16 protein-coding genes are annotated in these 20,319 nt (G+C 32.4%); 1 reads left to right on the forward strand and 15 read right to left on the reverse strand.

What is annotated here, in order from left to right; all coding sequences use genetic code 11:
• Positions 1 to 56 precede the first annotated feature (56 nt).
• Complete coding sequence (locus KQI86_RS17060) at positions 57 to 677, forward strand: TetR/AcrR family transcriptional regulator (RefSeq protein WP_216440623.1); 621 nt, start codon at positions 57 to 59, stop codon at positions 675 to 677.
• 155 nt (positions 678 to 832) lie between these two features.
• On the opposite strand, the gene rnr is transcribed toward KQI86_RS17060, so the two are convergent.
• The 15 genes from rnr to KQI86_RS17135 form a co-directional block, all read right to left on the reverse strand.
• Positions 833 to 3,025, reverse strand: a complete 2,193-nt coding sequence (gene rnr, locus KQI86_RS17065) for a ribonuclease R (RefSeq protein ID WP_246582890.1) — start codon at positions 3,023 to 3,025, stop codon at positions 833 to 835.
• A 141-nt stretch (positions 3,026 to 3,166) separates the two neighbouring features.
• Complete coding sequence (locus tag KQI86_RS17070) at positions 3,167 to 5,188, reverse strand: sodium-translocating pyrophosphatase (protein WP_216440625.1); 2,022 nt, start codon at positions 5,186 to 5,188, stop codon at positions 3,167 to 3,169.
• Between the two features lie 83 nt (positions 5,189 to 5,271).
• On the reverse strand, positions 5,272 to 5,496 hold the full coding sequence (secG, locus tag KQI86_RS17075) for a preprotein translocase subunit SecG (protein WP_216440626.1): 225 nt from the start codon (positions 5,494 to 5,496) through the stop codon (positions 5,272 to 5,274).
• Positions 5,497 to 5,703: 207 nt separating this feature from the next.
• Positions 5,704 to 6,999, reverse strand: coding sequence for a phosphopyruvate hydratase (gene eno, locus KQI86_RS17080; protein ID WP_216440627.1), 1,296 nt, complete (start codon positions 6,997 to 6,999; stop codon positions 5,704 to 5,706).
• 41 nt (positions 7,000 to 7,040) lie between these two features.
• Positions 7,041 to 8,570, reverse strand: coding sequence for a 2,3-bisphosphoglycerate-independent phosphoglycerate mutase (gene gpmI / locus KQI86_RS17085; RefSeq protein WP_216440628.1), 1,530 nt, complete (start codon positions 8,568 to 8,570; stop codon positions 7,041 to 7,043).
• Between the two features lie 3 nt (positions 8,571 to 8,573).
• Positions 8,574 to 9,329 carry a triose-phosphate isomerase gene (tpiA, locus tag KQI86_RS17090; protein ID WP_216440629.1) on the reverse strand — a complete coding sequence of 252 codons (756 nt, stop codon included), beginning with the start codon at positions 9,327 to 9,329 and terminating at the stop codon, positions 8,574 to 8,576.
• Positions 9,330 to 9,404: 75 nt separating this feature from the next.
• Positions 9,405 to 10,601, reverse strand: a complete 1,197-nt coding sequence (locus KQI86_RS17095; RefSeq protein ID WP_216440630.1) for a phosphoglycerate kinase — start codon at positions 10,599 to 10,601, stop codon at positions 9,405 to 9,407.
• Between the two features lie 101 nt (positions 10,602 to 10,702).
• Complete coding sequence (gene gap, locus KQI86_RS17100; RefSeq protein WP_216440631.1) at positions 10,703 to 11,710, reverse strand: type I glyceraldehyde-3-phosphate dehydrogenase; 1,008 nt, start codon at positions 11,708 to 11,710, stop codon at positions 10,703 to 10,705.
• Positions 11,711 to 11,807: 97 nt separating this feature from the next.
• Positions 11,808 to 12,839, reverse strand: a complete 1,032-nt coding sequence (locus KQI86_RS17105) for a sugar-binding transcriptional regulator (protein ID WP_216440632.1) — start codon at positions 12,837 to 12,839, stop codon at positions 11,808 to 11,810.
• A gap of 172 nt (positions 12,840 to 13,011) precedes the next feature.
• Positions 13,012 to 14,370, reverse strand: coding sequence for an RNA polymerase factor sigma-54 (gene rpoN / locus KQI86_RS17110; protein ID WP_216440846.1), 1,359 nt, complete (start codon positions 14,368 to 14,370; stop codon positions 13,012 to 13,014).
• Between the two features lie 196 nt (positions 14,371 to 14,566).
• On the reverse strand, positions 14,567 to 15,502 hold the full coding sequence (locus KQI86_RS17115) for an ABC transporter permease (protein ID WP_216440633.1): 936 nt from the start codon (positions 15,500 to 15,502) through the stop codon (positions 14,567 to 14,569).
• Positions 15,495 to 16,553 carry an ABC transporter permease gene (locus KQI86_RS17120; protein WP_216440634.1) on the reverse strand — a complete coding sequence of 353 codons (1,059 nt, stop codon included), beginning with the start codon at positions 16,551 to 16,553 and terminating at the stop codon, positions 15,495 to 15,497. The genes KQI86_RS17115 and KQI86_RS17120 overlap by 8 nt, the downstream gene beginning before the upstream one ends.
• Positions 16,546 to 18,090, reverse strand: a complete 1,545-nt coding sequence (locus KQI86_RS17125; RefSeq protein ID WP_216440635.1) for an ABC transporter ATP-binding protein — start codon at positions 18,088 to 18,090, stop codon at positions 16,546 to 16,548. The genes KQI86_RS17120 and KQI86_RS17125 overlap by 8 nt, the downstream gene beginning before the upstream one ends.
• Positions 18,091 to 18,176: 86 nt before the next feature.
• Entirely contained in the window at positions 18,177 to 19,280 is a 1,104-nt protein-coding gene (locus KQI86_RS17130; protein WP_216440636.1) for a BMP family lipoprotein, read from the reverse strand.
• Between the two features lie 196 nt (positions 19,281 to 19,476).
• Entirely contained in the window at positions 19,477 to 20,316 is an 840-nt protein-coding gene (locus KQI86_RS17135; protein ID WP_216440637.1) for a DegV family protein, read from the reverse strand.
• Positions 20,317 to 20,319 lie beyond the last annotated feature (3 nt).

The following is a 20,319-nucleotide window of genomic DNA, read 5'->3' on the forward strand; positions in this document are numbered from 1 at the left end:
AGTTAAATCTAATATTGAAAAAATATGATATACTATTTTTAAATGAGGTGAATAAATTGAACTATAATCAGCAAAATAAAAAAAAACAACGTATTTTAGATGCAGCAATTAGTGTATTTATAGAAAAGGGTTTTGAAGAGGCAAGTATGCGTGAAATAGCATCAGCCGCTGGTCTTACTACTGGTGCCATCTATCATCATTTTAAAAATAAAGATGAGCTATTTTATCATGCAGTAAAAGAAGCTATGTACTTTGCTCAAAAGCTTTCTGAAAGAGATGAAAGTAGTAATCTTAAAAGTACAGAAAATATGTTAAATGAAATTAGTGGTAAAGTCAGGGAACGTATGTCAAAGGTTGATGAGCAACGTCTTTTAGTTTTATTAATAGGTTATGTAATTTCTAAGGGTGGAACCCTTAATGAAGTCCTTAGAAAGGATTATACTGAAATAATCAAGAAAGTATCAGATATGTATTTCTATGCCTTTGGAATTGAAAATACGGAGTATAAAAAAATCCTTGCTTCAATTTTAGTAGCAGCATTAGATGGTGTTGCGATACAATATTCCCTTGGTATTTTGAAACAAGAGGATCAAAAATTTAAGGACACCTTTGTTAAGTTTTTCGCTCAAAGTATCCCTACATTCTTAAAGAAGAATATACTATCAAGTGATTCTTAGCTTCAGATGGATTTTGCTTAAAAGGAATACTTACTCCAACTGAGGCTTAGAAGAACTTATCCAGGGACGTAGCATTCGTTTAGAAGATGGTACTCATCGGATAAATAAAAACCATATTGATTATTTTATCAATATGGTTTTCGTGGATTTTCAATTTATTCATCAGCTGTTTTATAAGTTGATATTGGAGCTGCTATTTCCATTTGTCCTTCTTCTTTCGATTCAAATTCCCATTGACCTTCTTCACCTTCAAAATGTTCTTCATTAGAGCCTAACAGCTTAAAGTAAATCTCATGACTGTTTAAGTCAACTTTATCCACCCTAACCTTTACTTCGTCACCTAATCTATATATCTTCTTACTTCTTTCTCCTATAAGAGAAATATGCTTTTCATCATATATATAGTAATCGTCTAAGAGAGTACTAATGTGTACAAGACCTTCAATGGTGTTAGGTAGCTCTATAAATAATCCAAAAGAAGTTACTGAGGAAATTATTCCATTGTATTCTTCTCCAATTCTTTCACTCATGTATTCAGCTTTCTTTAAGTCATCTACTTCTCTTTCTGCTTCTTCAGCTAATCTTTCCATCTGTGAGGATTGGGTAGATGCATAATCTACCTCTGTTACTAATCTTTGTATTCTTTTTTCTGTAACTTTTCCATTTATAAATTCTTTAATTATTCTATGTATTATTAAGTCTGGATATCTTCTTATAGGTGAAGTAAAGTGACAATAATATCTTGCAGCTAATCCAAAGTGACCCACACATTCCGGTGAGTATTTAGCCTGCTGTAAGGATCTTAATAGTAGTGTATTTACTACTGTCTCTTCTTTTTTCCCTCTAGCTTTTTCTACGATTTGTTGAAGAGCTTTAGGATGAATTTCTTTTCCAATCTTAACTACATATCCTAAATTGTGAACAAATTCATTAAAATGATCTAGCTTTTCTAAGTCTGGCTCTTCGTGAATTCTATATACAAAAGGAATATTTGACCAGAACATATGCTCAGCTATGGTTTCATTGCATACTAGCATAAATTCTTCAATCATTCTATTTGCTATAGCTCTCTCATAAGGCTTAATATCTATTGGCTTGCCCATTTCATTTAATATTATCTTACACTCTTCAAAATCGAAATCTATTGCCCCTCTGGTAATTCTTTTGTTATGAAGAATATTGCATAACTCCTCCATAAGCCTAAAATCTTCTACCAGGTAATCATACTTTTTAATTAATTCTTCGTCTTTATCTCTTAATATCTTTGTTACATCAGTGTAAGTCATTCTTTCACTTGTTTTAATTACACTTTCTGCTACTTCATAATCTACAACTTTACCGCTATTATCTATCTGCATAAAGCAACTAAGAGTTAACCTATCTACTTTAGGGTTTAAACTACATATCCCATTAGATAGTTTCTTAGGAAGCATAGGTACTACTCTATCAATTAAATATACGGATGTTCCTCTCTTTAAAGCTTCTTTATCTAATGGATTCTTTTCTTTAACATAATGTGATACATCGGCTATGTGTACTCCTAAGTAATAATTACCATTAGGTAACCTCTCTATTGAAATTGCATCATCAAGATCCTTTGCATCTTCTCCATCAATGGTTACTATTCTTAAATTTCTCAGATCTAATCTCTTTTCATATTCTTCTTCTAAAATCTCCTCTGGAATTTTATCAGCATAATTTTCAACTTTATGTGGAAATTCTTCAGGCAATTTATATTTCTTCATAATGGTTAATATATCTAAACCTTTATCACCTTTGTTTCCCAGTATCTCTATAACCTTACCTTCAGGATTTCTTCTTCCATCTGGCCACTTTACTATTTCTGCAATAACTATTTGGCCAGATTTTGCTCCTTTTGTATCTCCCTTAGATATAAATACATCTTGATATATTCTCTTTTCTTCAGGAATAACAAATCCAAAGTTTTTGCTATCTTCGAATATTCCTATAACCGTCTTATTAAACCTATCTAATATTCTTATTACTTCGCCTTCACATTTCTTGCCTTCATTTTCTTCTCGTAAAATTTTTACTACTACTCTATCGCCGTGCATAGCCCCATTCATATTAGATATAGGTATAAATACATCTGGCCTTTCAATTTCTGGTATTAAAAATCCAAACCCTTTTTGATGACCTTGAAGTTTACCTACTACTAAACCCATTCTTTCAGGTACACCATAATGTTCAGTACGGGTTTTTATTATGATACCATCTTTTTCCATAAAATTTAATACTTTTACAAACTCTGTAAATTCATCACCTTTTATATTAAAAGCTTTACCTAATTCTGATGCATTCATAGGCTTATATGCCTGTTCCTTCATAAATTCAATTATATTATCTTGTATATTCACATCCCACACCTCCTAATTTATATATTTTTAGTTTAGGTTAAATATAACAAAATTATTCAATTTAGCAAATAGGACTCATCATAATGATGAGTCCTACATATAAACAATATATTATTTAAACATATTCAATAATATTCCACCATATTGAAGTATAACTGGTGCAAATACAAGTGAAACTATTGTCATAAGCTTTATAAGAATATTCATTGATGGTCCTGATGTATCCTTGAATGGGTCACCAACAGTGTCACCAACTACTGCTGCTTTATGAGCATAACTTCCTTTTCCACCATGAGTACCTCCTTCGATGTACTTCTTAGCGTTATCCCAAGCACCACCAGCGTTTGACATAAATATAGCAAGTAAAACACCAGTAGTAACGGATCCACCTATAAGTCCACCAAGAGCTTCTTTACCAAGAAGTAATCCAATTGCAATTGGAACTACTATAGCTAAAATACCTGGAATAACCATTTCTCTAATAGCTGCTGCTGTAGAAATATCTACGCATTTCTTATAGTCAGGTTGACCCTTTCCTTCCATAATTCCTGGTATTTCTTTGAACTGTCTTCTAACTTCTTCAATCATTTCATTTGCTGCTTTACCAACAGATTCCATAGTTAAAGCACCAAATAAGAATGGTAACATACCACCTATAAATACACCAACTAATGTAATTGGATTTAATAAGTCTATAGTTGTTATTTCAACAGCATGAGCGTAGGAAGCAAATAATCCTAATGCTGTAAGAGCTGCTGATCCTATAGCAAATCCTTTACCAATAGCTGCTGTTGTATTACCAACAGAGTCAAGCTTGTCAGTAACTTCTCTTACTTCTTTAGGAAGTCCTGCCATTTCAGCGATACCACCAGCATTATCAGCTATTGGTCCATAAGCATCAACTGCAACTGTAAGTCCTGTAGTTGAAAGCATACCTACTGCTGATAAAGCGATTCCGTATAATCCCATCATAGTATCCTGCGCTCCACCCATTACGAAGAAAGAAATTAATACACCTACACATATTAAAACAATTGGCCATAAAGTTGAATACATACCAACTGCAAGTCCTGAAATTACTGTTGTTGCAGGACCTGTTTCTGATTGATTAGCAATCTTTTTAACAGAAGCATATTCATCTGAAGTATACATTTCTGTTATTTTACCTATAGCCATTCCAACTACTAATCCTGCTGCTATAGCAAAGAATGCCTTTAAGTTTCCAAACACCATGTTACTTAATACTGCAGCAGCTATAATAACTATAACTCCTCCAATATATGTACCAGAGTTTAAAGCCTTCTGTGGATTTTCAGCTTTACTATTTCTTGCAAACATAACTCCAATTATGGAAGCTATGATTCCTATAGCTGAAAGTAGTAATGGATAAACAATTCCTTCTTTATTTGCAAAAACAGCTGCACCTAAAGTTAAAGCTGATATTATTGATCCAACATAAGATTCAAAAAGGTCGGCTCCCATACCAGCAACGTCTCCAACATTATCTCCAACGTTGTCAGCAATAACCGCTGGGTTTCTTGGGTCATCTTCTGGTATTCCTGCTTCTACTTTACCAACAAGGTCAGCTCCAACGTCAGCAGCCTTAGTATAAATACCTCCACCAACACGAGCAAATAATGCTATTGAGCTGGCTCCAAGTCCAAATCCTGTGATAAAGTCGATGTTACCACCAAATACATAGTAAGCAACACCTAGTCCAACAATACCTAATCCAACAACGGATAGTCCCATAACTGCTCCACCTGAAAAAGCAATCTTTAAAGCTTTGCTTTGACCATGTTTTGCAGCTTCTGCTGTTCTTACGTTAGCCTTTGTAGCTACGTTCATTCCAAAATATCCAGCAAAAATTGAAAATACTGCTCCAAATATGAAGCATATAGCTGTCTGCCAGCTTACTAGAAATCCTAATACTGCAGCAACTATCACAACAAATATTGTTAGATATTTATATTCAGTCTTTAAGAAAGCCATAGACCCATCATGAATATAGCCTGCAATTTCAGCCATTCTTCCGTCTCCAGGGCTTTCTTTTGTAATAGAACTACTTAATACAAATGCAAATATAAGTGCTAATAGTCCTGCTAAAACAGTGTAAATTAAATAAGCGTCCATATTGATCCCCCTACTTTATGATTTTATTATAATAGTATATATAAATTTTATATATAAAAATATATAAATTTACTCATGAGTTATTAAATAAGATTAAGTGCTAACGTTACTGCTGCAAATAGTATTGCAGAAACAATAGTTAACTTTGACATTGCTGACTCAAAAGTTCTTCCTTTATTTTTAGAATAAAAAGTCTCACTAGATCCTGTCATTAAACTAAATCCTGAAGATTTAGCAGGTTGTGCAAGTACTGAACCTATTAAAGTAAAACTAAGTACTATCTGCGCAGCTATTAAAAAAGTTTTCATTCTCAAAACCTCCATTATATAATCCACAAAATTATTTTTTCAACACATTATATTTTAGCATAAATTTTCATACAGAACAACGATATTGTAAATTATACTATAAAGTTTTTACATAAATATTTTGTCTCCATCACATAGTAAAATTATGGAGAAGCATCTTTTTTTATATCATTGACACTTCTCCATAATTTTATAACACTTTATATATTATTTTCTTATATTATAGAAAGCTTTTAATCCTCTATATTCAGCTGCATTTCCTAATTCCTGTTCTATTCTTAATAGTTGATTGTATTTAGCCACTCTTTCGCTTCTTGCAGGTGCACCTGTTTTAATTTGTCCTGAGTTAACAGCTACAACTAAATCAGCAATTGTTGTATCCTCTGTTTCTCCTGATCTATGTGAAACTACAGCTGTATATCCGGCTCTTTCAGCCATTTCTATTGCATTTAAAGTTTCAGTTAAAGTACCTATTTGATTTAATTTTATAAGAATTGAATTAGCAACTCCTCTTTCAATACCCATAGTTAATCTATTTGTATTAGTAACAAATAAGTCGTCTCCAACTATTTGAATTTTGCTACCAAGTCTTTCGGTGATAAGCTTCCATCCTTCCCAATCTTCTTCTGCCATACCATCTTCTATTGATATTATTGGGTATTTTTCTACTAAGTTAGCATAGTAATCTACCATTTCTACAGGAGTTAATACTTTTCCTTCTCCCTTTAAATTATATTTTCCATCTTCAAATATTTCTGATGAAGCTGGGTCTAATGCTATAAATATTTCTTTTCCTGGAGTATATCCTGTTTTTTCTATAGCTTCAACTATAACTTGAATAGCTTCTTCATTAGAATTTAGATTTGGAGCAAATCCTCCTTCATCACCAACACCTGTATCATATCCTTTAGATTTTAATATTGATTTTAAAGAATGATATACTTCTGCACTCATTCTTAAAGCTTCGCTAAAGCTTGATGCTCCAGCTGGCATAATCATAAATTCTTGAAGGTCTACATTGTTATCTGCGTGTTTACCTCCATTTATTATATTCATCATAGGAACAGGAAGAACTTTTGCATTTACTCCACCTATGTATTGATATAGGCTTAATCCTAAGTATTCTGCTGCAGCTTTTGCACAAGCAAGGGATACACCAAGCATTGCATTTGCGCCTAACTTACCTTTGTTTTCTGTACCATCAAGTTCTATCATAGTCTTATCTATTAAAACTTGATCAAATACATTTAACCCTATTAATTCTGTAGCTATTAATGTGTTAACATTATCAACAGCTTTAAGTACTCCCTTTCCATTATACTTTGATTTATCTCCGTCTCTTAATTCTACTGCTTCATACATTCCTGTAGATGCTCCTGATGGCACCGCTGATCTTCCTATTGTTCCATCTTCTAATACTACATCCACTTCGATTGTTGGAAAGCATCTTGAATCCAATACCTGTCTAGCTACCACATCAACGATTTCAATATAATTTCTCATTATAAAATCCTCCCTTTATTTCTTTTTATTATTATTCACTTTTAATTTTTAATAAGATTTTTCCCTGTCATTTCCTTAGGAACTTCTACTCCCATTTCATTGAGTATAGTAGGAGCAATATCAGCTAGTATTCCACCCTCTCTTAGCCCTTTAGAGTGATTGCTGATATATATATATGGTACTTCATTTGTTGTGTGGGCAGTCATTGGTTGCCCTGTTGAGTAATCTATCATTTGCTCTGAATTTCCATGATCTGCAGTTAGGAATACTGTCCCATCTTTTTCTAATATTTTATTTACTATTTTACCCATACATATATCTACAGTTTCTATTGCGACCTTAGCCGCTTCAAATACTCCTGTATGACCTACCATGTCTGGGTTAGCAAAGTTTAATATAATTAGACTATATTGATTTGAATCAATTCTTTTTAAAACCTCTTCCGTTACTTCATAAGCACTCATTTCAGGTTTTAAATCATAAGTCGCAACCTTAGGAGATGGTATTAATGCTCTATCCTCTCCATCATTAGGTTTTTCAACTCCTCCATTAAAAAAGAAAGTAACATGGGCATATTTTTCTGTTTCAGCAATTCTAAGTTGTTTTAAACCTAGTTTGCTAATGTATTCTCCTAAAGTATTTTCATAACTTTCCGGCTCATAAGCGATGCTAACATTTTCTATAGTCTTATCATATTGAGTCATTGTTACAAAATTTAGGCTTAAAGTTTCTCTTTTAAAGCCATCGAATACTTTATCATTTAGCGCCCTTGTTAATTGTCTTGCTCTATCTGGTCTAAAATTGAAGAATATTATGGAATCTCCATTTTTTATTGTAGCTGTAGGCCTTCCATCTTTCATAACAACAGTTGGCAGAACAAATTCATCTGTTTTATTATCTTTATAGGATTTATCTACCGCTTCAATAGCTGAATTTACTTCCTCGCCTTGACCTAAAACTAAAGCATTATAGGCTAAATTAGTTCTTTCCCATCTCTTATCTCTATCCATAGCATAATATCTTCCTGCTATTGTAGCAACTTCTCCCAAGCCTAGTTCTCTCATAAAGCCTTCTATTTCTGATATATAACTTTTGGCAGATGAAGGTGGAACATCTCTTCCATCCAAAAATCCATGTATATAAACCCTGTTTAGACCTTTTTTCTTAGCCAATTTTAGTAAAGCCTTTAAATGATCAATATGTGAATGAACTCCGCCATCAGATAATAATCCCATTAAATGAAGTGAGCTATTATTTTTTAAACTCTTATCCATAACTTCATTTATGACAGCATTATCATAAAAGCTACCCTCATCTATATCCTTTGTTATCCTTGTAAGTTCCTGATATATAATTCTTCCCGCACCAATATTTAAATGTCCTACTTCTGAATTACCCATTTGTCCTTCTGGTAGCCCTACACTTAATCCACTAGCTTTTAAATAAGTATGAGGATATTTGTTCCATATATTTTCATAATTTGGTTTGTTTGCAGCTAATATAGCGTTTCCATCTACCTTATCGGTTATACCAAATCCATCAAGGATCATCAACATTACTGGCTTAACCATATTTTACCCCCTGTTATAGTTTACGATGGCTCCAAATTCTTCAGCCTTAAGACTTGCTCCTCCAACTAATGCACCATCGATATGAGGCATTGCCATTTGCTCTTTTATAGTGGAAGATTTAACTGAACCACCGTACTGTATTCTTATTTTTTCACTAACTTCATTTCCGTATAATTTTTCTACTATACTTCTGATATATCCTATTGTTTCATTTGCCTGTTCTGATGTGGCAGTTTTTCCTGTACCTATTGCCCAAATTGGTTCATAAGCAATCACTAAATTTTCTACCTGACTAGCTGTTAATCCGGATAAATCTAGTTTAATCTGTCTTCCTATAACTTCTTCTGTTATTCCATTTTCTCTTTCGTGCAAGCTTTCTCCAACACATAATATAGGAATAATATCATTTTCAAAAGCTTTCTTTATTTTTTTATTTACAATTTCATCTGTTTCATTAAAGTATTGTCTTCTTTCACTATGACCTATAATTACATAATCTATTCCTAAAGCTTTGAGCATGCTTGGTGATACTTCTCCTGTAAATGCTCCTTTATCCTCAAAATACATATTTTGAGCACCTAGCTTTATATTCGAATCCTTTATTACTCTTTTAACCTCTGAAAGACATATAAAAGTAGGACATACTATTACTTCACATTCTGCCTCTTTTACTAGAGATTTTAATTCTTCTACTAATTTTACCGCTTCTTCAATGGTATTATGCATTTTCCAATTTCCTGCAATTATTGGTTTACGCAATATGAACACCCCTCTCTTTTTCTAGTTGAGAATGAATAATTGTATATTCTTCATTCTCAACTCTCATTATTAAAACTATTTATCGTTAAGTGCCGCGATCCCTGGGAGTTCTATTCCTTCTAAGAATTCTAAGGAAGCCCCACCACCTGTTGATATATGAGTCATTTTATCTCCAAATCCTAATTGGTTAACTGCTGCTGCACTATCTCCTCCGCCTATAACTGTAGTGGCATCTGATTCAGCCATAGCCTTTGCTACTTCTATTGTTCCATTAGCAAAGTTATCGAATTCAAATACTCCCATTGGTCCGTTCCAAATTACAGTCTTAGCTTTTTTAACTTCATCTGCATAAATCTTTGCTGTTTTTGGCCCAATGTCTAATCCCATATAACCTTCTTTAACATTTTCATCTTCTGTTATAATAGGAGTAGCATCTGCCGCAAACTTATCAGCAAGAACATAGTCTACTGGTAAAAGTAATTTTACGCCTTTAGCTTTTGCTTTTTCTATCATTTCTTTTGCATAATCTATTTTATCTTCTTCAACTAATGAATTTCCTATATTAAAACCTTGTGACTTTGAGAAGGTATAACTCATACCGCCGCCAATTATTAAAGCATCAACCTTTTCTAATAAATTATTTATAACATTTATCTTATCTGATACTTTAGCTCCCCCAAGTATTGCAACAAAAGGCCTTTTTGGATTTTCAACTGCTTCTCCTAAAAACTTTAATTCCTTTTGAATTAAATATCCACAAACTGAAATAGGTAAAAATGTTGTTACTCCTACTGTTGAACAATGAGCTCTATGAGCAGTTCCAAAGGCATCATTTACAAAGATATCTGCTAAAGATGCTAATTCCTTTGAAAAATTTTCTTCATTCTTAGTTTCTTCTTTTCTAAATCTAGTATTCTCTAAAAGAACTACATCTCCCTCTTCCATCTTTCCTACTGCTGCTTTAGCGTTCTCTCCTACCACATTATCGTCTGCAGCAAATACTACTTCTTTCCCTAAAAGTTCTGATAATCTTTTAGCTACAGGGGATAAAGATAATTCTGGCTTTACTTCTCCCTTTGGCTTTCCCATATGAGAGCATAAAATTACCTTTGCACCCTTTTCCATTAAATATTTAATTGTTGGAAGAGCTCCTATTAGCCTATTTTCATCAGTTATTTCTCCATCCTTTAAAGGTACATTGAAGTCACATCTCACTAAAGCCTTTTTACCTTTTAACTCTATATCCTCAATAGTCTTTTTATTAAGACTCATAATATCACCCTTTCTTTAAAAATAATGCCTAAAAAAGGGTTTTGTCTTATAGCTCTAACTACAAATCAAAACCCTTCTAAGCTAACGTTAACTATAAGTTATTATAATCTATCCGCAACATATTTAGTTAAATCAGCTAATCTTTGTGAGTAACCCCACTCATTGTCATACCAAGCTATAACTTTAACCATTTTTTTACCTATGCTCATAGTTGAAAGTCCATCTACTATTGAAGATCTTTCATCTCCTCTATAGTCTATAGATACAAGTGGTTCTTCACTATATCCTAATATTCCTTTCATATCTGTTTCTGATGCCTTTTTGAAAGCTGCATTTATTTCTTCTATTGTAGCTTCTTTATCTAAAGTACACACTAAGTCAGTTACAGAAACAGTTGGAGTCGGTACTCTTATAGCTAAGCCATTTAATTTTCCTTTTAATTGTGGAAGCACTAATGCAACCGCTTTAGCAGCTCCAGTTGTTGTTGGTATCATAGCTTCTGCAGCAGTTCTTGCTCTTCTTAAGTCTCTGTGTGGAGCATCTAAAATTTTCTGATCGTTTGTATATGAATGAATTGTTGTCATAAGTCCTTCTACTATACCAAATTCTCTATCTAAAACTTTAGCAAAAGGTGCTAAACAGTTTGTTGTACATGATGCATTTGATATAATATTGTGTTCTGATGAATTGTACTTTTCTTCATTAACACCTAATACAATAGTTATATCTTCATTTTTAGCTGGTGCTGAAATAAGTACTTTCTTAGCTCCAGCCTCGATATGAGCCTTAGCTTTATTTGCATCAGTAAATAATCCTGTACATTCTATTACGATGTCTACTCCTAATTCTCCCCATGGTATGTTTTTAGGATCTCTTTCTGCGTATATTCTTATTTCTTTGCCATCAACCACTATAGCATTTTCTGTAGCTTCTACAGTTCCATCATATTTTCCATATAGTGAATCATATTTTAATAAGTGTTTTAATGTAGCTGAATCTGTTAAATCGTTAATTGCAACTACCTCTAATTGTCCATTGTATTTTTTTACTAAAGCCTTAAATACATTTCTGCCTATTCTTCCAAAACCATTAATACCAACTTTAATCATAAAAAATACCTCCTTATATTTTAAAAATTCTATATTACCTTCTTATAATTTAGTAATATATATTTTTTAGTACATTATATATATTTTGCATAAAATATTAGTAATTATTAAATAATTTTAAAATTTCTTTCGCAGCACCTTCATCTGTTATTAGAACACCATTTTTATTATTTAATTCAGTAGCGATTATAGCCTCGCCTTTACTGCCTCCACCTGCCACTGCAATTATATGTTCCACATCACCTATGTGCTGATTCTTTATACCCATAGTGGGTGTGTAGTATATTACATTTCCTTCTCTATCGAAGTAATAACCAAAGGCTTCTCCAACAGCTCCCTTAAGTTTCAACATCTCTATCTCTTCATCAGACAACCCTCTTCTTTTTGCCATTTCATCAGCTCTACCAATGCCGTAAATTAATATATTAGCACTATATATTATATCTAAAATATCTTTAACTGATTTTTCTTTTATCATGGCGTTTACAGCCTCACTGCTTAAATTATCTGGAGCATGAAGGAGCTTATAGTTACAGTTAAACTTATTAGCTAACTTTGAAACTAAGGTATTTGCTTGGGTTTCTAAATTCCTACCCATTCCACCTCTAGCAGGCACTATTGTCACGTTAGACAAATTATTTAGCTTTGACATATTTTCCACCACATCTCTCACTGTAGTTCCACCAGTAAGAGCAATTACATTGCCATCGTCCAAAATGCTTTTTAGATAATTTGCTGAAGCCTTTCCTAATTCTTTCATTACATTTAAATCTTCATCTAAATCTCCTGGAACTATTATTACATTTTTTATCCCTAGCCGTTCTTTGATTATTTCTTCTAAATCATTTAAACCTTTAATTTGATGTATGTAATTTTTTAATTTATCTATCACTTCTTCCCCATAGGGTGTTATAATCATTCCTGGGAGAGTGATTTCTATAAAGTTTTGTTCCTTCAGAAAGTTAATTTCTGTTCTAACAATTCTTTCACTTACGTCTAAATTTCTGGCTAGCATTCTTCTTCCAATAGGCTGATTGTAATAAATATTTCTTAATATATTATATCTTTTTTCCATAACTTCTATCATCTCAGGTATGATCTTTTGTTGTATTTTTAATACTTCCTCCAACCGAAGCACCCCTCTGGCCATAATTTGTCCCACTAATTAATTTTTAGTCCCACTTATATTATAAACCAATCTGAATTATTTTCCAATAGCGAAAACATAAATTTAAGTAAATAAAATTTAAATAGAGAAGAAATGTATTACTCTTCTCTATCTTTTATTAATTATAATTTAATTAATATCGTTTCCTTCCCTTAGAAGACTTTATTCCAATTTCTTCTCTGTATTTTGCCACGGTTCTTCTTGAAATATTCACGCCATTATTTTTTAATGTATCCGCTATATTCTGGTCTGACAATGGATTACTCTTATCTTCCTTATTAATTAAATCTTCTATTTTTCTTTTAACTTCTACTGTAGATAGAGAATCTTCTGCTCCTTTAAAAGTCAATCCAGTGGTAAATAAATCTCTTATCTTTATAGTTCCTTTATCTGTATGAATGTATTTATCCCTAATAGCTCTACTTATTGTAGATTCATGCATTTCTAACACATCTGCAATCTCTTTTAGAGTCATTGGCTTTAAATATTTTTGCCCATGATCAAAATAATCTTTTTGTATTAAAATTATTTTTTCCAAAACCCTATAAATTGTACTTTTTCTTTGTTCAATACTTTTTATTAAAAAAGTAGCACTATCTAATCTATCCTTAACAAACTCTACTGCTTGTTTATCTTCTCCATTATTAATTATTCCTTTGTAAAGATTATTAATAGTTAATCTAGGAGTTAATTCCTCATTCATTATTATATGATATTCTCCGTCCAACTTTTTTATATAAGCATCTGGAAGAATATATCTAACCTCTTCTCCAGTATAAAAACCTCTGGAAGGCTTAGGTTGGAGGGTTTTTATAAAATCACCGTAACTTTGAGCCTTTTTAACATCTATATTAAAAGATCTAGCAATAGAATTATATTTATTTTCAGCAATATCTTCTAAATGATTATCTATAATTCCAAATAATATAGTATCGTATAATCCTCTTTTTTCACATTGAATTCTCAAACATTCCTTTAAGTCTCTAGCACAGATTCCATCAGGCTCTAAACTCTGAATTACTTCAAGAGCCTCCTCTACTAAATCCAATGGCATTCTAAGCTGGTTCTGTATGTTTTCTAAAGTTTCAGCCAAGTATCCTCTATCGTCTATATTTTCAATTATATATTCACCTATAAATTTTATGGAATCCTTTTCATTCAAGTAACACAATTGCTCAAATAAGTATTCTTTGAGAGACTTCTTTTCACTAATAAAAGCAAAAGGGGAAACTTCCTCATCATCACTTTTATAATTTCCGTAATAGCCATAATTGTCAGATTCTAAATATTCTATCATTTTTTTGTAGTCTATTGTATTTGACTTCTCTCTATTTTCACCATATTTAACTTCTAAAAGAGGATTTTCTTGTATTTCTTTCTCTACGAGTTTTTGTAGTTCATATGAAGATAATTGCAGTATTTTGACGGAAAGTTGCATTTGTGGTGTCATTATTAATTTTTGTTCCTGTGAAATATTTAAATTAAAATCCATATTCATTTAATCAACACCTTTCATACAGCTATATTATAGCACTTTACAAGACTATAGTACAAGTATTAGGCTCTTCATTTTAAATTATAGCAAACTTGATATGCTTTAGTATAGATAAATTTCTATTATTTTTTACAATTTTTTTAATATTTTAAAGAATAAAAAAAGAGTGTAGTTTAATACACTCTTTTTAAAATTATCTTTGACCTTTTTCGTAAGGTACACCATTTGCAGCTGGAGATTTAGTTCTACCAACAAATCCCGCAAGAACAAGCATAGTCATTATATATGGGAATGCTGCATAAAATTCTCCAGGAATACTCCATCCAAATCCCTTAGCAAATAATTGGAAGGTCTCTGCAAATGCAAAAAGCATAGATGCCCACATGGCATTAACAGGCTTCCAGTTACCGAATATCATAGCCGCTAATGCTATAAATCCTCTACCACTAACCATATTTTCTCTATATAAATTCATTATACCTATAGATAAAGTAGCTCCTCCAAGCCCTCCTAATACTCCAGATAAAACAACACATAAATATCTTATTTTATATACATTTATACCTAGAGTATCCGCTGCCTTTGGATGCTCTCCTACAGATCTTATTCTTAAACCTAATGGTGTCTTATACAAAACGTAATGGGATACAAAAACCAAAATTAAAGCCATAAAAACAAACCAATTTAATTCTTTTAAGATAGGTCCAAGTATTGGTACCTTTGCCATCAATTCAGCTGGATAAGGTATTGAAGGCACAACACTAGTTTGAGAGTTTGTTTTAAAAAACTTTACTATTAAATATCCAGTCAAGGCAGATGCAAAAACATTAATTCCTACACCTGAAATAATTTGGTCAGCCTTTAAATTTATACTTAAATAAGCATGTATCAACGCCATAATTGCTCCTGATACCATTGCAAACAATATACCTATCCAAGGATTACCTGTTAAATAAGATCCATATACCGCAAAGAAAGCACCTGTAGTCATAAAGCCCTCAAGGGCAATATTTACAACTCCTGATTTTTCTGAAAACACTCCACCTAAAGCTGCAAATATAAGTGGTGTGGCAAGTCTTAAGGTGGCAGCAATAATTCCAATTAAAGAAATCATCAATGAATTATCCATTTACTAATGCCCCCTTCTTTCTTTTTTTAATTATTAATCTAAATACATATTCTCCCGCTATGAATATTATTACAATACCCTGTATTAAATAAACTATTGTTTTCGGTATTCCAAATAACATAAGAGTTCCAGAGCTGAAATTTAATGCCCCAAACAATAAAGCTGATAATAATATACCAAAAGGATTACTCTTACCTACTAAAGCTACTGCTATTCCGTCCATACCAAAGTTTGTAAATCCAAATAACTGAATGGACTGATGCTGAACACCCATAGTATGTATAGCTCCACCTATTCCTGCTATAGCTCCTGATATAACCATAGCTAAGACTATATTCTTATTAATGTTTATACCGCCGTATTCTGCAGAAGATGGGCTAAAGCCAACGGCTCTTATTTCATAACCTGTGGTAGTTTTCCAAAATAGGAAATATACTAAAAAGGCACATATAACACCTATGAAAATACCTACATTTAATCTATTATATTCTCCTAAAAATCTATAAAGTTTAGCAGAGTCTTGTATTACATTGGTACTAGCAGAGTTTGGTTTATGGAAAGGTCCCATAACCAAATAATTAGTAAAATGTTGAGCAATAAAATTCATCATTATAGTATTTACAACTTCATTCGTTCCAATCTTAGCCTTTAAATATCCTGGGACTGCTGCCCAAGCCATACCTGCCAAAGCCCCCGCCATCATAGTAAGAGGTATATGTATTATCTTTGGTATACCAGGTATTAAACCAACTAAAGTTGCTGTAGTCATACCCATAATAAATTGACCTTCTACCCCTATATTAAATAATCCTGTCTTAAAAGCAACAGCATGAGCTAATCCAGTAAATATAAGAGGCGTTGCAAAAACAAAGGATTCAATTAAGTTCATACTTGTCCCAAAGCTTCCCTTCCAAATAGAAGTAAAAAGTAATTGTGCTGCTGCCACAAATCCGTAGCCTTTCGCCCACATAACGAAGAATACTGATATAAATAAGGCTAATAATATTGATAATATAGATACTAAAAAACTCTTTATTAAATCCTTATTCATTCTTCTTACCTCCTTCTACCTCTTTTTGTAAAGTTCCACCAGCCATAAGTATTCCAAGCTTTTGCTCTGTAGCATCCTTTACATTTAATATATCTACAATCTCACCATCATATATTACTGCTATTCTATCTGATAATGACATAACTTCATCTAATTCTAGAGAAACCAAAAGTACTCCTCTACCATTATCTCTTTCTTGAATTAACCTTTTGTGTATATATTCAATAGCCCCTACATCCAAACCTCTGGTAGGTTGTGCAGCTATTATCATCTGTGGATCTTTTTCAATTTCTCTAGCTACAATTAGCTTTTGTTGATTACCCCCTGATAAAGCTGAAGCTGCTACATCTTCATTTGGAGTTCTTACGTCAAAATTTTTAATTAAAGTATTTACATGTTCTCTTATTTTTTTATAATTCATTATAATTCCTTTTGAGTAAGGTTCCTTATAGTGAATTCCTAAAACCGAGTTTTCAAGTAGGGAATACTTAAGTACAAGTCCTCTCTTATGTCTATCCTCAGGAATATGTCCTATCCCCGCGTCCATAATCTCTCTTGTAGTTTTCCCTGTGATATCTTCACCTTTTAAATAAACCTTACCGTCAGTAACTTTTCTTAAACCTACTATTGACTCTATCAGTTCTTTTTGACCGTTTCCATCTACTCCAGCTATTCCTAAAATTTCACCTGATTTTAACTCTAGATTTATTCCCTTTAAAGCTGGTAACTCTCTATGGTCTAACGCCTTTAAGTTTTCTAATTTTAAAATAACATCTCCTACTTTAGGCTCATTTTTTTCAACTACTAAGTTAACCTTTCTTCCAACCATCATTTCAGCTAATTTATCTATATTAGTTTCTTTTGTATTTACAGTATCTATATATTTTCCTCTTCTTATTATAGTTACCCTATCACTCATACTCATAACTTCTTTTAATTTATGGGTAATTAATATAATTGATTTTCCTTCTTTAACTAGATTTTTCAGTATAACACCCAATTCGATAATTTCTTGAGGTGTTAATACTGCTGTTGGTTCATCTAGAATTAATATTTCTGCTCCTCTGTAAAGAGCCTTTAAAATCTCAACTTTTTGTTGTTGTCCTACTGTAATATCTTCAATTATTGCTTCTGGATCTATATTAAATCCATATTTATCTGCAAGTTCTTTAGTATCTTTTTTAGCCTTTTCCATATTTATAGTCATAGATCCTTTTTTAGGTTCTTGACCTAATACCATATTTTCTGCCACACTAAAATTATGCACAAGCATAAAATGCTGGTGTACCATTCCTATCCCTAACTTTATAGCATCTTTAGGATTTTTTATATCTGACTTTGTGCCATTTATATATATTTCTCCAGATTCCTGCTGATAAAGTCCATAAAGAATGTTCATTAAAGTGGTTTTTCCTGCACCATTTTCTCCTAATAATACATGTATTTCTCCTTTATTCAGTTCAAAATCTACATTATCATTTGCAATAGTTCCCGGAAAAACTTTAGTTATTCCTTTCATTTCAACAACTTTTGTCATGATAGTCCTCCTTTCTTACCACCTTTTAGTGAATAATTAGATAAAAAGGCTAGATGCAACAAGCATCTAGCCATGCACTTGCAATATTAAATCTCTGGAACTTTAAATGCCTTAAGTTCTGCTCTTGTTCCTGGAACCTTGAATTTTTCTGCTTTTATTGCTTCTTTATATTTGTCCGCTAATTCTAATGCATCTTTCTGAACTTCTGGATGAACTGTTGGTGCTATACCAACTCTGTCTTCTTTTATTCCAACAACTTTATGTTCTCCACCTTTGAAAGTTCCATCTTGGATAGATTTTATTGTATCGTAAACAACTCCTCCAACTTTCTTTTCCATGGAGATCATTATATGATTTTTGTATTCAGCTAGTTCTGGGTCTGCTGCTTGGTCTGAGTCAACACCTATAGCCCACTTGTCCATATCTTTTGCAGCTTTAAATAATCCAAGGCCAGCTCCGCCTGCTGCGTGGAATATTATATCAGCACCAGCGTTATAAAGCATTTTTGCAGCTTCTACACCTTTTTGCTGATCTGTAAAGGAGTCAATGTATCTTGTAAACTTTCCTGGGGTTTTTTCATCAACAGGCATTAATAATTTTCCTGCTTCTGGATTAACAGACATAACTCCAGCTACAAATCCAGTTTCAAATCTATTTATAACTTCCCCTTCTTTTCCGCCTATGAATCCAATTTTATTAGTTTTAGTCATTTTTCCTGCTATAACTCCAGCAAGGAATGAACCTTCTTCTTCTTTGAATGTTATTGATAATGTATTTGGTGTGTCAACTTTAGCATCAACTATTAAGAATTTCTTATCAGGTAATTGTTTTGAAACATTCCCCATAGCTTGTTCCATCATAAAGCCACAGCCTACTATTAAATCAGCAACACTAGCCATGTTCTTTAAATTTGGTTCATATTGTTCTTGTTGTTTTGATTCAATTGCTGGCATATTTTCAATTCCTAATTCAGCCTTAGCTTTTTCAAGTCCTACGTAAGCAGACTGGTTAAATGAACCGTCATTTACTCCACCTTCATCAGTAACAAGTCCAGCTTTTATGCTTGTTTCCTGTGCAGCTGGCTCTTTACCCTCTCCAGCAGGTTTCTTTTCTCCGCCACCACAACCTGCGAATAATGTAACTGACATTAACGCAGCTGTAAGTAGGGACACTAATCTCTTTTTATTCATTTCTAATACCCCTCCTAAAAAAATATATATTAAAATTTTGAATAGCATAATTATTATTCTACATCGTTTACAAATTTCCTTCTGCCCACCGGAAACCCGTGCTACTATTTTACCACTTATCATTGGCTTTAACAATGAGTAATATTTTTTTTAATTCTATTAAAAATACCCTCATTAATTTCTTAATTTTTATGAGCTAATTGTTTTGTATAAAAACTACTCCACAAGCTCCCCTTCCTGCATGCACGCCAACAACACATCCTACTTCACATTCTATAAATTCGACTTCTTTTTCCTTCAAATTTTCTCTTAAAATATCCAAAATATCCTTATTTTCTACATGCAAAAGTATGGCAGTTTCGTCTTTCTTTATACCATTTTTGTCAATGTAATCCAATATGTATCTTATAGCTTTTTTACTTCCTCTTACCTTATCTATTACTGCCATTTCGCCATCTACTATTCCAACTATAGGTTTTATACCTAGTATACTACCTATAACCCCTGCAGTTTTAGATAATCTTCCACCTTTAACTAAATTATCTAGGGTTTCAAAGGCAAAGGCACACTTTACATGTGGTATTATTCTTAGTATTTCATTATAAATCTCTTCTGCACTTAATCCTTCTTCTTTTAATTTTGCTGCTTTAATTACTATGGCACCAAAAGTTGCTGTAACCTTTTGAGAATCTATTACATATATAGAATCACTTTCAAGCATGTCTCTAGCTATACACGCTGATTGATAGGTTCCACTCATCTTCGAAGAAATATGTAATGAAACTATTTTATATCCTTCATCTAAATACTTCTTATAATATTCCATAAACCTTTGAGGATTAACCTGCGCTGTGGTTGGAAATGTATCTGAATTATCCATTCTTTCCAATAATTCATGAAGGTTTATATCTACCCCATCAGTATAGGTTTCCTCTCCGAAATTTACATATAAGGGAATGACTTCTATGTCATATTTGTCAATTACACTTTTAGGCAAATCTGACGTGCTATCTGTTATTATTTTTATCTTCTCCATTGC

Source organism: Clostridium mobile, assembly GCF_018918285.1.
Taxonomy (GTDB): Bacteria; Bacillota; Clostridia; order Clostridiales; family Clostridiaceae; genus Clostridium_AW; species Clostridium_AW mobile.

Excerpts from the sequence above, each read along its gene's own strand:
- gap (WP_216440631.1), bottom strand. The coding sequence starts at position 11,710 with ATGATTAAAGTTGGTATTAATGGTTTTGGAAGAATAGGCAGAAATGTA.
- gpmI (WP_216440628.1), bottom strand. The coding sequence starts at position 8,570 with ATGGTTAAGCCAGTAATGTTGATGATCCTTGATGGATTTGGTATAACC.
- secG (WP_216440626.1), bottom strand. The coding sequence starts at position 5,496 with ATGAAAACTTTTTTAATAGCTGCGCAGATAGTACTTAGTTTTACTTTA.
- rnr (WP_246582890.1), bottom strand. The coding sequence starts at position 3,025 with ATGAAGGAACAGGCATATAAGCCTATGAATGCATCAGAATTAGGTAAA.
- KQI86_RS17120 (WP_216440634.1), bottom strand. The coding sequence starts at position 16,553 with ATGAATAAGGATTTAATAAAGAGTTTTTTAGTATCTATATTATCAATA.
- KQI86_RS17070 (WP_216440625.1), bottom strand. The coding sequence starts at position 5,188 with ATGGACGCTTATTTAATTTACACTGTTTTAGCAGGACTATTAGCACTT.
- rpoN (WP_216440846.1), bottom strand. The coding sequence starts at position 14,370 with ATGGATTTTAATTTAAATATTTCACAGGAACAAAAATTAATAATGACA.
- eno (WP_216440627.1), bottom strand. The coding sequence starts at position 6,999 with ATGAGAAATTATATTGAAATCGTTGATGTGGTAGCTAGACAGGTATTG.
- KQI86_RS17095 (WP_216440630.1), bottom strand. The coding sequence starts at position 10,601 with ATGAGTCTTAATAAAAAGACTATTGAGGATATAGAGTTAAAAGGTAAA.
- KQI86_RS17135 (WP_216440637.1), bottom strand. The coding sequence starts at position 20,316 with ATGGAGAAGATAAAAATAATAACAGATAGCACGTCAGATTTGCCTAAA.
- KQI86_RS17125 (WP_216440635.1), bottom strand. The coding sequence starts at position 18,090 with ATGACAAAAGTTGTTGAAATGAAAGGAATAACTAAAGTTTTTCCGGGA.
- KQI86_RS17130 (WP_216440636.1), bottom strand. The coding sequence starts at position 19,280 with ATGAATAAAAAGAGATTAGTGTCCCTACTTACAGCTGCGTTAATGTCA.
- KQI86_RS17115 (WP_216440633.1), bottom strand. The coding sequence starts at position 15,502 with ATGGATAATTCATTGATGATTTCTTTAATTGGAATTATTGCTGCCACC.